The organism is Flavobacterium sp. UMI-01 (assembly GCF_019656315.1).
In the GTDB taxonomy this organism is placed as follows: domain Bacteria; phylum Bacteroidota; class Bacteroidia; order Flavobacteriales; family Flavobacteriaceae; genus Flavobacterium.
This window is the reverse complement of sequence record NZ_BPLU01000067.1, coordinates 265785-279519: the sequence shown is the minus strand read 5'-3', so window position 1 is coordinate 279519 and position 13735 is coordinate 265785. Positions and strand designations below refer to the sequence as shown.

General features: G+C 39.5%; 7 protein-coding genes. All 7 read left to right on the top strand.

Translation table 11 applies throughout. The annotated features are described in order from the left end of the window. Nucleotides 1-24: 24 nt before the first annotated feature. The 7 genes from K5R64_RS15165 to K5R64_RS15135 are packed head-to-tail and all read left to right on the top strand — an operon-like array spanning nt 25 to nt 13731. Nucleotides 25-1542, top strand: a complete 1518-nt coding sequence (locus K5R64_RS15165; RefSeq protein WP_220764626.1) for a sulfatase-like hydrolase/transferase — start codon at nt 25-27, stop codon at nt 1540-1542. Continuing rightward, nucleotides 1543-3165 carry an alpha-L-fucosidase gene (locus tag K5R64_RS15160; RefSeq protein ID WP_220764624.1) on the top strand — a complete coding sequence of 541 codons (1623 nt, stop codon included), beginning with the start codon at nt 1543-1545 and terminating at the stop codon, nt 3163-3165. It abuts the gene before it with no gap. A 10-nt stretch (nt 3166-3175) separates the two neighbouring features. Next, entirely contained in the window at nt 3176-5755 is a 2580-nt protein-coding gene (locus tag K5R64_RS15155) for a glycoside hydrolase family 3 C-terminal domain-containing protein (RefSeq protein WP_220764622.1), read from the top strand. A 6-nt stretch (nt 5756-5761) separates the two neighbouring features. Further along, the gene (locus K5R64_RS15150) at nt 5762-7360 is read left to right on the top strand and encodes a sulfatase (RefSeq protein ID WP_255580399.1); all 1599 of its coding nucleotides are present in this window, start codon (nt 5762-5764) and stop codon (nt 7358-7360) included. Further along, nucleotides 7353-9653, top strand: a complete 2301-nt coding sequence (locus K5R64_RS15145) for a glycoside hydrolase N-terminal domain-containing protein (RefSeq protein ID WP_220764620.1) — start codon at nt 7353-7355, stop codon at nt 9651-9653. The genes K5R64_RS15150 and K5R64_RS15145 overlap by 8 nt, the downstream gene beginning before the upstream one ends. Before the next feature lie 7 nt (nt 9654-9660). Continuing rightward, entirely contained in the window at nt 9661-11037 is a 1377-nt protein-coding gene (locus K5R64_RS15140) for a sulfatase (protein WP_220764618.1), read from the top strand. Nucleotides 11038-11043: 6 nt separating this feature from the next. Beyond that, nucleotides 11044-13731 carry a glycoside hydrolase family 3 protein gene (locus K5R64_RS15135; RefSeq protein ID WP_255580398.1) on the top strand — a complete coding sequence of 896 codons (2688 nt, stop codon included), beginning with the start codon at nt 11044-11046 and terminating at the stop codon, nt 13729-13731. Nucleotides 13732-13735 lie beyond the last annotated feature (4 nt).

Below are 13735 nucleotides of genomic sequence, written 5' to 3'. Positions count from 1 at the left end.
AATTTCGATTTAAATAAAATTAAAATGCGCAATACCATCCCAATAGTACTAATTCTAAGCTTTGTCTTTTTAGGTCTTTGTACGACTAAGGCTCAAGAAGCGTCTAAAAAACCCAACATTCTTTTCTTGTTCACAGACGATCAGCGCGGAGGCACTATTGGGGCTATGGATAAATACGATGTTAAAACACCTAATATGGATAAACTGGTTCAAAGCGGAACCTCCTTTACCAATTCCTATATTTTGGGAGCTACTACAGCAGCCGTTTGTTCGCCTAGTAGAGCGATGTTGATGACGGGAAGACCTTATTTTACGATTGAACCCAATGTGTATGCTCAGTTTGCTTTTCCAAAAGAAGAGGAAGGCAAAAGCGATTTACTCACCTTTCCAGAATTTTTCAAAGACCATGGGTACACCACCTTTGCTACAGGAAAACAGCACAATGGCGAAATTTGGTTAGAAAGAGGTTTTAGTCATATCAAATCGGCCTTTATAGGCGGTATGACAACGCATTTTGGCACAAAAGTGAAAGATTATGAACCCGCTACAGGTTGGTCCGCGCCCTATTTTGATAAAGAGAAATTCAGTAGCGAAGTTTTTGGAGATGCTGCGGTTGGTTTTTTAAAAAATTACAAAGAAGCAAAACCTTTTTTAATGTATGTGGCGTTTACAGCACCGCATGACCCTCGCACACCTCCCAAGGAATACGAAGAAATGTATCCCCAAGATAAAATCAAATTGCCTAAAAATTTCATGCCGCAGCATCCATTTGAAATTGCGGATGATAAGATTAGAGATGAGGTGTTGATTCCTTTTCCTCGAACGGAAACGGCTGTCCAAAAAGAAATTGCAGATTATTATGCGATGATTACGGCAACTGACCATCAAATCGGACGTATTTTAAAAGCGCTGGAAGAAACTGGACAAGCCGATAATACTATTATTGTTTTTTCGGGTGACAATGGATTAGCGTTAGGACAACACGGATTATTAGGAAAACAAAGCGTGTATGAGCATAGCGTAAATGTACCCTTGATTTTTTGCGGTCCCCAAATCCCTAAAAACAAAAAGAACAAAGCCTTAGCTTATTTGCATGATGTGTTTCCTACCTTATGTGGTTTGACAGGATTTGAAATTCCGAGTTCAGTTCAGTCCAAAGATTTGACTCCCGTAATCAAAGGAGAGAAAAAGGAAGTTAGAAACAGTATGTTGTACGCTTACAATTCGTGGCCTGGTGATTTATTAAACCCAAAACAAACTTGGAATGCAGGTGGCGGACACAGAGCTGTTCGCAAAGGAAATTACAAATTGATTGTCAGTGCAAAACACGATGTTTTTACCTATCAATTGTTTGATGTGGTCAAAGACCCTTGGGAACTTAAAAACTTGGCTGAGGTTAAAAAATATCAAAACATTCGAAAAGATTTGTTGCAAGAATTACAAAAATTAATTAAAGAAAATGGAGACCCAGCCGATTTGTCTAAGAAAGAATTTGGACTTTTTGACTACCCTGAAGATTTTGATTTTAAAAATAAAAAATAAATGAACCGATTTTTTACAAATAAACCCAATCCTTCTTTTTTAAAGATGGTACTGCTGTGTCTAGTGCTTCTAGTTCCGGTGGAATCAGCTCTTGCGCAAGAAAAAGAGGAGTCTTGGGACAAATTGGCCAATCAATACGAATGTCCCAAATGGTTTCGGGATGCCAAATTTGGAATTTGGTTTCATTGGGGACCTCAAAGTGTACCCGAACAAGGCGGAGGTTGGTACGCAAGACATATGTATATGCAAGATGTAGGCAAACAAAAGTTTGGAAAAATGGCCTATCCATATCATCTACAAACCTATGGACATCCTTCCCAATTTGGTTTCAAAGATGTTATCAACCTTTGGAAAGCCGAAAATTTTGATGCCGAATATCTAGTCAATTTTTCAAAAGAAAACGGGGCGAAATACATAGTAGCATTGGCAAATCATCACGACCATTATGATTTGTTTGATTCTTCTTTTCATCCTTGGAATTCGGTTAATGTGGGACCTAAAAAAGATATCATTGGTGCTTTTGAAAAAGCAACTCGCAAAGCCCATTTAAAATTTGGGGTTACCAGTCATGATGATCGTTTTTTAAATTGGTGGGAACCTGCTTTTGGTTCGGATAAAACAGGGGGAAAAGCGGGAATTCCGTACGATGCTCGTTTAAAAAAAGCGGATGGCAAAGGACTTTGGTGGGAAGGATTAGACCCTGCTGATTTGTACGGTCCTGCACCAGAAAACAGAACGCCTGAAACTATCGAAAAAATCAAGAAAAACTGGCTTGAACGCCATTTAGAACTCGTTAATAAATACAAACCCGATTTATTATATAACGACGGATTAAACTTTACCTATGGCGAATACGGCAAAGAAGTAGCGCGCAAATTGTACAGCAACAGCCTTAAACAAAATGGAACCATTGATGCGGTAATGTTATTAAAAAGAAAAGAAAAAGGAACTGTTAATGAAGTGGAATCTGGCGGTAGCAATACCTTACGAGACGAACCCTGGCAATCGGAAATTACATTTACCGATTGGTTTTACAAAAAAGACCGTCATCTCACGCACAACGCTCGTACCATCTTAGAAATGCTAATTGAGGCAGTAAGCAAGAACGGAAACCTTTTGCTGAGTATGGAATTAAATCCTGATGGAACCATTCCTTACGAAATAAAAGAAGTGGTGAAAACCGTAGGTGGTTGGTTAAAAATAAATGGCGAAGCGATTTACGGCACCCGTCCTTGGAAAGTCTATGGCGATGGTAAAAGTGTTCGTGGCGAAAAAGTAGAAACCGTAGAAGGAGAACTTAGAAACGCCACTGATTCTCAAAAACAAGGCGAGCATTTTAATCAGCGTACTACAGCAACGCCAGCATTTTCAACTGATGAAGTTCGGTTTACCACAAAAGGAAATGATTTTTACATCATCGTGATGAACCCTTCCAAAGGGGAGTTTGTAATTCCTTCGTTTGGAAAATCCAGTAAAGTCAATCCGGGGAATCTTAAAACCTTAATCCAGATATACGATGGTCGTACTATATGGTTCAAACAAACCCAAGAAGGCTTAAACATCAACATGCCCGCAGTCAATGGAGAAAGTTACCCTATCGTATTAAAAGCAACATTCAAGTAAAAACAGGAATATGAATAGAATTACATTAGTTTGGTTAATTGTTTTACAGTCTTGTATCAGTTTTGCACAAGAAAAACTACCTTATTTGGATACTTCCTTATCATTTGAAAAGCGTGTCGATGATTTGGTTGCCCGAATGACTTTGGAGGAAAAAGTGGGACAAATGATGAATAATGCTCCTGCTATTCCGCGTTTACAAGTTCCTGCCCATGAATATTGGAACGAATGTTTGCATGGCGTGGCGCGAGCAGGGAAAGCAACGGTTTTTCCACAGGCTATTGGACTTGCGGCTACTTTTGATCCAGATTTAATTTTCAAATCGGCTTCTGTGATTTCTGATGAAGCACGTGCCAAACACCACGAAGCACAAAGAAACAATTCATATAAAAGATACGAAGGTTTAACCTATTGGACTCCTAATGTCAATATTTTTAGAGACCCACGTTGGGGACGCGGTCAGGAAACCTATGGTGAAGACCCGTATTTAACGGCTTTAATGGGTGTGAATTTCATCAAAGGCTTACAAGGAAACGATTCCAAATATTTGAAATTGGTTGCAACACCCAAACATTTTGCGGTGCACAGTGGTCCTGAACCTGAAAGACATTATTTTGATGCCATCACCAACAAACGAGATTTGTACGATACCTATTTACCCGCTTTTAGAGCGACTATCATGGAAGGAAAAGCCTATTCCATCATGGGGGCTTACAACCGTTATATGGGGAAACCTTGTTGTGCGAGTCATGAATTGTTGGATGATATTTTAAGAAAAAAATGGGGTTTTGAAGGTTTCGTCGTTTCGGATTGTAATGCCATTAGAGACATTCACGATTACCATAATTATGTAGATTCAAAAGAAGAAGCCGCAGCAGTTGCCGTACAAGCAGGTTGCGATTTGAATTGTGGTAATAGATACAGTTATTTGGTTTCGGCTGTTCAAAAAGGAGTAATCAAAGAGTCTGAAATTGATGTGTCGCTTAAACGTATCTTTTTAGCCCGATTTAAACTAGGTATGTTTGACCCTGTCGAACTAGTGCCTTACGCCAGTATTCCTATGCGTGTGGTGAGTTCTGAAAAGCATCGTGCTTTGGCACTAGAAACAGCTGAAAAATCGATTGTTTTATTGAAAAATGCCAATCAAACCTTGCCATTAAATAAAAATCTCAACTCGATTGCTGTTATCGGACCCAATGCCAATGATTTGGATGTTTTATTGGGGAACTACAATGGTTTTCCAGGTTCTTATATCACGCCACTTGATGGTATCAAAACAAAGGTTTCTCCAACTACTAAAGTGTATTATGAAACAGGCTGTCAGTTAATTGATACGACAGCAGCGTTATCGTTGATTCCTGCAACCTTTTTAAAAAGTGGGAAGAATGCGGGTTTAGAAGTAGCCTACTATAACAATTCGGACTTTTCGGGTAGTCCTTTACAAACCCGAATAGAAACGACGATTAATTCCAATTGGAATTTACATCCAATTCAAGGATTAAATGATAATAATTTTTCAGTAAAGGTGTCTGGTGAAATTGTAGTGGATGTTACAGGTGAGTATGTTTTTGCATTGGAAGCCGACTCCCAATACAAAATGAGCATTGGCAATTTAAAAATTGACAACTGGACGAAACCAACTCGTAAATTAATTCAAAAAAAGGTTACACTGACCAAAGGAAAAAAATATCCAATCAACATTGAATATGTTCATTCCGGTTATCCAGCCAAATTAAAATTGCTTTGGAAACAGCCTACAACATCGTCTTTTGATAATGCAATCGCCATCGCTCAAAAATCGGATGTGGTTGTTTTTGTAGGTGGGATTTCACCTAATGTGGAAGGAGAAGAAATGCCTGTGAAATGGGAAGGATTCAAAGGTGGTGACCGTACCAATATTGAGTTGCCTGAAGTGCAAAAACAATTATTGAAAAAACTTCATGCCACTGGAAAGCCAGTGGTATTGGTGTTGTTAAATGGTAGTGCTTTAGCGGTTAATTGGGAAAACGAAAATTTAGCAGCTATCGTTGAAGCTTGGTATCCAGGTGAATTAGGAGGAACGGCCCTTGCGAATGTGTTGTTTGGAGAGGTCAATCCTTCTGGAAGACTTCCAGTTACTTTTTACAAAACATTTAAAGATTTGCCTCAGTTTGTCAATTATAGCATGAAAGGAAGAACCTATCGTTATTTTGAAGGACAAACACTCTATCCTTTTGGCTATGGTTTGAGTTATACCCAATTTGAATACGCGAATGTAAAACTGTCTAAGTCTAAAATGGCAACTAATGAAACTACTGTTTTATCTGTTGATGTAAAGAATACAGGAAAATACAAAGGAGACGAAGTGGTACAGTTGTATGTAAAAGATGTAGAAAGCAAAGAAGTGCGACCTTTAAAAAGTTTAAGAGGAATCAAAAGAGTTTCGTTAAACCCACAAGAAAGTGTTAGAGTAGATTTCACTATTACTCCAGATGACCTATCTTTTTATGATTTTGCAAAAGACAAGCTGGCGGTAGAACCTGGTAAATTTGAAATAGGTGTGGGGAAATCCTCTGACGATTTTGTGAAAATTAATTTGGAAGTAATACAATAAACGACAATGAAAAAGCAGATAACAATTTATTTTTTACTACTTAATTTGATGCTATTGGGCTTCACAATACCTGTTGTTAGTCAAGTAGCATCAAGCAAAACTACAGCAGCTAACAAAAGACCCAATATTTTGTTCATCATGTCTGATGACCATACGGCTCAAGCTTGGGGAGTCTATGGAGGGATTTTAAAAGACTATTTGAAAATGCCTAACCTTGCCCGTTTAGCAAATGAAGGCACTCTTTTAGAAAATTGTTTGGCATCAAATTCCTTATGTACACCTAGCCGAGCTACCATTCTTACAGGGCAGTACAGTCACCTCAACGGGATTACAACTCTTGGTGCGGGCTTGTCTCCTGCCTATAACAACATTGCTAAGTTGATGCAACAAGGAGGCTATCAGACTTCTATTATTGGAAAATGGCATCTCAAACAAGAACCTGCGGGATTTGATTATTACTGTGTGTTGCCAGGTCAAGGCGAATATTGGGATCCGATTATGAAAACCAAAGACAACTGGCAAGATTATGAAGCGGGTGGTAAACCATACAAAGGCTACAGCACCGATATTATTGCTGATATGACCCAAGAATGGATTGAGAATAGAGACAAAGACAAACCGTTTATCGCCATGTGCCATTTTAAAGCCACACACGAACCTTACGATTATCCGGAACGTTACAAAAATTTATACCGTGATATTGATATTCCTGTTCCCGCTACTTTTTATGATAATGGAGCATCAACTACAGGGAGGTCTTTTGAAGGGCAGTCTATTAACGAATTAAAAAAACGTTATTTGGCAGCCACTGCCAATCCCTCTTTGCGAAAAGATTTTATGAACTATCCTGAATTGCCTTTTTCGGTTGATGGTTTAAGTGATGATGAGGCCAAATACAAAACCTATCAAAAACTGGTAAAAGATTTTATGCGTTGTAGTGCGGCGATCGATGATAATATTGGGCGATTGTTGGATTACCTAGATAAATCAGGTTTAGCCGAAAACACTATCGTAATTTATACAGCGGATCAAGGCTATTTTTTAGGCGAACATGGTTTTTTTGATAAACGCTTGATATTTGAAGAATCCATTCACATGCCCTTTGTTATTCGCTATCCTAAAGAAGTTAAGGCAGGTTTTCGCAACAAAGACATCATCGAAAATGTAGATTTCTCGGCACTTTTTGCAGATTATGCGGGAATTCCATATCCTAAAGCAATGCAAGGACATAGTTTTAGAGAAAACTTAAAAGGGAATACCCCTAAAAATTGGCGTAAATATGGCTATTACCGCTATTGGGAACACGAAAAAGCAAGACCAGGACATTTTGGAATCCGTGGAGAACGATACAAATTGGCCTTTTTCTATGGCAATGGCTTGAAAGAGAATAAGTATTCGAAAGAAGAGCAACCCACACAATTTTGGGATTTTTACGATTTAGAAAAAGATCCTAACGAATTGCACAATGCCTATAAAGACCCAAAATACAAGGACATCATCAAGTCGATGAAAGAGGAGATTTTGAAGCAGCGAATCGCTTTAGGAGATACGGATAAAGACAATCCTGAAATTCATGAAATAATCAAAAAACACTGGAATGATTAATATAAAAACGATACTAGCAAGCCTGTGTTGTGGTTTAGTTTTTAATACCACTATAGCCCAATCCCAGTTCAAATTGACTTATGACAAACCTGCTGTCGAGTGGACACAGGCTTTGCCTATAGGCAACGGGAGTTTGGGGGCGATGATTTTTGGTGGTGTCTCTCAAGAACATATTCAGTTTAACGAAGAAACCCTGTGGGCAGGAAAACCGCATGATTACGCACACAAAGGCGCCAGTAATTATTTAGCCGAAATAAGACAATTACTAGCGACAGGAAATCAAAGAGAAGCACAAAACTTAGCTCAAAAAGAATTTATGAGTGAGCCTCTCAAACAAGTTCCGTACCAACCTTTTGGAGATGTGTATATCGATTTCAAAGGCCACGAAATTTTCACCCATTACAACAGAACTTTAGATTTAGAAAATGCCATTCATACCGTTTCATACAAAGTAAACGGTACCGAATTCAAGCGGGAGGTATTTTCTAGTTTTCCTGATAAAATTATGGCGATTCATCTTAGCGCTTCTAAAGCAAAAGCATTGCATTTTGACCTTTGGTTGGATGCCATACACGAAACTAAATCAGTGGTTTCTAATGGAAATTCGCAAACGCTTGAGGTAAAAGTTAAGGACGGAGTGTTAAGAGGAGTTGCTACTTTAAAAATTACAACTAACGGAAAGTTGAAAGAAGTAAATGGAAAACTTCAAATAACTCAAGCCTCTCAAGCCACTGTTTACCTAGCTGCGGCAACTAATTTTGTGAATTTTAAAGACGTCTCAGGCAATCCTGAGCAATTAACGAAAGCTGTTTTGGCTCCCGTTTCAAACAAAAAATATGCTGAGGTAAAAGCAAAGCACATTCAAGATTACCAATCCTTATACAACCGCTTTCAATTGCATTTGGGGGATAACGGTAAGGCAGCAAATCCAACAGACAAACGCATTTACGACTTTTGGAAAAATCCGAACGACCCTCAACTAGTGGCCTTGTATGTGCAATATGCTCGTTATTTAACCATTGCCAGTAGTCGTCCCGGAAGCAAACCTGCTACTTTACAAGGAATATGGAATCATAAATTGATACCTCCTTGGTTTAGTAGTTATACCACCAACATCAATTTGGAAATGAATTACTGGCCAGTGGAAATGTATAACCTTAGCGAATGTCACGAACCCTTGTTTGATTTTATTGAAGAAATTGCTCAAACTGGCAAGGTCGTTGCCAAAGAACATTATAATGCCGAGGGCTGGATAGTACACCACAATGTGGATATCTGGCGCGGTGCAGCTCCTGTAAATGCTTCCCATCACGGAATATGGTTGGGTGGTGCGGCTTGGTTGAGTTCGCATATTTGGGAACATTATTTGTTCACTCAGGATAAGGAATTCTTAAAAGAAAAATATCCGCTACTACGTGATGCGGCGCTTTTTTATTCGCAGTTTTTGTACAAAGACCCTAATACGGGTTATTTGATTAGTTCCCCATCCAATTCTCCTGAAATTGGCGGTTTGGTAGCGGGACCTACCATGGATCATCAATTAATTCGAGCTTTATTTAAAGATTGTATTCAGGCCAGTGCCATTTTAAAAACAGACCAGGCTTTTGCTGAAAAGCTGCAAAACATGATTCCTCAAATAGCACCGAACAAGATTGGGAAACACGGTCAATTGCAAGAATGGTTAGAGGATGTAGATGACCCTAACAATCACCACCGCCACGTTTCTCATTTGTGGGCTGTACATCCTGGAAACGAAATTAATTATGAAGAAACCCCCGAATTAATGCAAGCTGCCAAACAATCATTAGAATATAGAGGCGATGCGGGAACGGGTTGGAGTTTGGCATGGAAAATCAATTTTTGGTCTCGTTTCAGGGATGGAGATAGAGCGTATCAATTATTACACAATCTGTTAAGCCCAGCGGAACATGAAGAGCGAAAAATTGGTGGAGGCTCATACCCCAATCTTTTTGATGCGCATCCTCCTTTTCAGATTGACGGGAACTTTGGTGGTGCCTCTGGAATTTTAGAAATGCTATTGCAAAGTCAGTTGGGTAAAATAGAATTGCTACCGGCTTTACCAGCAGCTTTACCTAGTGGAAAGGTTTCTGGAATAGTTGCTAGAGGTGGTTTTGAATTGGCTTTCGAATGGGAAAATGGTAACCTAAAAGGAGTGAAACTGCTGTCCAAAAAAGGAATGCCTTGTATTTTAAAATACAAAGATAAAGTCATCGAATTTAATACTGAAGTGGGTAAAACCTACCCGTTTGATGGAATGCTACAAAAAAAATAAAAAGAAAATGCAAAGAGTAAAAGTCATAGTCATCACCTTAGTAATGATAATTAGTTGTCTTAGTTCTGTTTTGGGACAAAAGGCAACCACACCCAATGTGATTATTGTTTTTACTGACGATCAAGGCTATCAAGATGTTGGGGTTTTTGGTTCTCCACTGATTAAAACGCCACATCTTGATAAAATGGCAGCTGAGGGTATCAAGTTTACCGATTTTTATGCGGCTTCTTCGGTTTGTTCGCCATCCAGAGCGGCTTTGTTAACGGGTTGCTATCCTCCGAGAGTGGGTGTGCCAGTGGTTTTATGGCCTAATTTGCCAGGAGGTTTGTCCAATCAAGAGCTTACAATAGCCGATTTGTTAAAAACCAAAAACTATGCTACAGCCTGTATCGGGAAATGGCATTTGGGTGATCAACCTCAATATTTGCCTACGACTCAGGGATTTGATTCCTATTATGGAATTCCGTTTAGCAACGATATGTCGGTGAATCCAAAATCTAAAGTGGCAGATAAAGTGCTTTTAAGAGAAGGCATGACACTCGATAGTTTGCGTCAGGTGAAATGGCGTGGCAAAAGAGTGCCTTTATTACAACAAGATGAAGTAATAGAATATCCTGTGGACCAATCGACCATTACCCAAAGATATACTGAGGAAGCAATTCAATTTATCCAGCAAAACAAAGAAAAACCCTTTTTCTTGTATCTGGGGCACACCATGCCTCATGTGCCTTTAGCGGCTTCGCCAAAATTCAAAGGCAAAAGTGCTCGTGGTGCGTATGGCGATGCTGTAGAAGAAATTGATTGGAGTATGGGCGAAATTTTTAAAACCCTTAACGCGCTTGGTTTGGATGAAAATACCTTGGTTATTTTTACTTCCGACAATGGGCCTTGGAATTTAAAAGACGATCAAGGCGGAAGTGCTTTTCCGCTTCGGGGGTACAAAAATCAAACCTGGGAAGGCGGTATGCGCGTACCGATGATTGCCCGATGGACTGGAAAAATAATACCGGGAAGCATTTGTCAAGAAGTAGCGTCCACGATTGATTTTTTACCAACCATCGCTTATCTAACAGGAGGAAAATTGTCCGACAAACCTATTGATGGCAAAAACATTTGGCCACTATTGGCAGGAGCCAAAAATGCAAAATCGCCACATTCCAATGTCGGATTTTATTATTACAAAGAATTAAATCTAGAAGCCGTAAGAAAAGGCGATTGGAAACTCCGAATCAGTAAAGATGAAGTAACTTTATACAATCTAAAAAAAGATGTGTCCGAAAGTACTAATGTGGCTGATGCGAATCCGAAGCTAGTAAAAAAGTTAACGAAAATGATCCATGAATTTGATGCCGATTTAAAAAAGAATCAACATCAATTTAACTAACAAATAATGAGTGTAACATATTTAAATAAAGTAGGTGTAATGGCCTGTCTAGGCTTCTTTGCTTTCGGTTCACTAACTGTTGAAGCGCAACAAAAAGCGCCCTACAAAAATCCAAAATTACCCGTTTCAGAAAGGGTAAATGATTTAATGAACCGAATGACCCTAGAAGATAAATTCTGGCAAATGTTCATGATTCCGGGCGATTTAAGTATTGGAAAAGAAAAATTAAAGCATGGTATTTTTGGTTTTCAAATTTCTTCTAAAGGAAAAAATGACAATGCTGCTGAACAAATTATGGACTATGGTTCCACAGGAACGGCTCAAAAAATGGCAGAAGAAATCAACGAATTACAACGCTATTTTTTAGAAGAAACGCCTTTGGGAATTCCGATTATTCCTTTCAACGAAGCCTTGCATGGTCTGGCGCGCGATGGAGCGACTACTTTTCCGCAAGCCATTGCTTTAGCGGCTACTTGGGATACGAATTTAGTCAGTGATGTGGCCAAAGCAATTACAAAAGAAACCAAAACCCGAGGGATTCGCCAAATTCTATCGCCTGTGCTGAATATTGCGCGCGATGTGCGTTGGGGACGAACCGAAGAAACCTATGGCGAAGACCCTTTTTTAACGACTCAAATGGCGGTTTCTTACATCAGTCAATTTGAAAAAGAAGGGGTAATCACTTCGCCTAAACATTTCGTTGCCAATGTAGGCGATGGAGGTCGTGATAGTTATCCCATTCATTTTAACGAGCGTTTGCTTGAAGAAATCTATTTTCCAGCTTTTAAAGCGGTGTTCCAAAAAGCAGGAGCTCGTTCGGTAATGACTTCGTACAATTCTCTTGACGGTACCCCTTGTACTTCCAACGAATGGTTGTTGCGAAAAAAATTAAAAGAAGACTGGGGTTTTAAAGGTTTTGTGATTTCGGATGCAGGAGCTGTCGGGGGAGCCAATGTATTGCATTTTACCGCTGCCAACTATGCCGAAGCGACGGAAGATGCGGTTGAAGCTGGATTGGATGTAATGTTTCAAACCAATTACAATCATTACCCTTTATTTTATGAAGCTTTTCAAAAAGGAATGGTCGATACCAAAGCCATTGACGAAGCCGTAAGACGCATTTTGACGATTAAGTTCGAACTGGGTTTGTTTGAAAATCCGTATGTAGATGCCAAAGAAGCTGCGCTATGGAACGGACACCAAACACACCGTGAATTGGCTAAAGTTGCTGCGGCCAAATCAATGGTGCTGTTGAAAAACCAAAACCAAGTGTTGCCTTTGTCAAAGTCGGTTAAAAAAATGGCACTGATTGGGTATGATGCGAAAGCGGCACGATTAGGTGGTTACAGTGGTCCTGGAAATAAAGTGGTTTCGATGTTAGAAGGCGTTTCCAACAAAATAGGAAAAGAAAATATTATTTACTCCTCAGGAGTTTCTTTCAAAGAAGAAAATTATAAAGTGATTGCCTCTTCCTTCTTGTCGACAGTACATGATGGGAAAAAAGTAGAAGGCTTACAAGGCGAATATTTTGATAATATCAAATTGAGCGGAAAACCGAAAGTAGAGCGCATAGACAAACAATTGCAATTTGGTTGGACGTTGTTTTCGCCTGATGAAAAATTGCCTTACGATTGGTTTTCGGCACGATGGACAGGGAAATTAAAAGCGCCAAAATCAGGTACTTTTAACATTGGTATCGAAGGGAATGATGGCTACCGCATGTATCTAGATGGTAAATTGCTTATTGACAATTGGCAAAAACAGTCGTACAACACGATTTTAAAGCCTTTTTCTTTTGAAGCAGGAAAAGAATACGACATTAAAATTGAATTTTTTGAATCGGCTGGAAATGCTAAATTCAAATTGGTTTGGGATGCCACCCACCAAAACGAATGGAAACAGCAAATCGCCGAAGCGGTGGCAGCAGCCCAAAAAAGCGAAGTAGCTGTAGTAGTGGCAGGAATTCACGAAGGCGAATTTCAAGACCGTGCGTTGTTATCCCTTCCGGGACATCAGGAAGCGTTAATCAAAGCAGTAGCTCAAACTGGGAAACCTACCGTTGTGGTTTTAGTGGGCGGTAGCGCTATCACAATGGCCAATTGGATAAACGAGGTCGATGGCATCATTATGGCTTGGTATTCGGGTGAAAATGGAGGAAATGGTTTTGCCGATATTCTTTTTGGTGACGAAAGTCCGGCGGGGCGATTGCCCATTACTTTTCCAGTAGATGCGGCCCAATGTCCGTTGTATTACAACAACAAACCCACGGGTAGAGGCGATAATTACCACAACCTAACAGGGCAACCTTTGTTTCCTTTTGGGTACGGTTTGAGTTATACAAGCTTTGAATATGCTGATTTACAATTCAGCAAAAACAACATTAATCCGAATGACAAAATAACGGTTTCGTTTACGGTTAAAAACACCGGTGCCGTTGCAGGTGATGAGGTGGTTCAATTGTATATTAGAGACGAATTGGCCTCAGTTTCTAGACCGATAAAAGAATTAAAAGGGTTTCAACGCATCAACTTAAAAGCAGGCGAAACCAAAAAACTAAGTTTTCAAGTAGGACCAGATGAACTGTCAATGCTCGATAAGGATTTAAAAAGATTGGTAGAAGCGGGCGATTTCCGCATCATGATTGGAGCTTCGTCCAAAGACATTCGTTTAAGAGGAATTTTAACTGTGAAGTAATACA

Bases quoted from the DNA above. Each gene is read 5' to 3' on its own strand.
- K5R64_RS15165 (WP_220764626.1), top strand. From the start codon at position 25: ATGCGCAATACCATCCCAATAGTACTAATTCTAAGCTTTGTCTTTTTA.
- K5R64_RS15160 (WP_220764624.1), top strand. From the start codon at position 1,543: ATGAACCGATTTTTTACAAATAAACCCAATCCTTCTTTTTTAAAGATG.
- K5R64_RS15155 (WP_220764622.1), top strand. From the start codon at position 3,176: ATGAATAGAATTACATTAGTTTGGTTAATTGTTTTACAGTCTTGTATC.
- K5R64_RS15150 (WP_255580399.1), top strand. From the start codon at position 5,762: ATGAAAAAGCAGATAACAATTTATTTTTTACTACTTAATTTGATGCTA.
- K5R64_RS15145 (WP_220764620.1), top strand. From the start codon at position 7,353: ATGATTAATATAAAAACGATACTAGCAAGCCTGTGTTGTGGTTTAGTT.
- K5R64_RS15140 (WP_220764618.1), top strand. From the start codon at position 9,661: ATGCAAAGAGTAAAAGTCATAGTCATCACCTTAGTAATGATAATTAGT.
- K5R64_RS15135 (WP_255580398.1), top strand. From the start codon at position 11,044: ATGAGTGTAACATATTTAAATAAAGTAGGTGTAATGGCCTGTCTAGGC.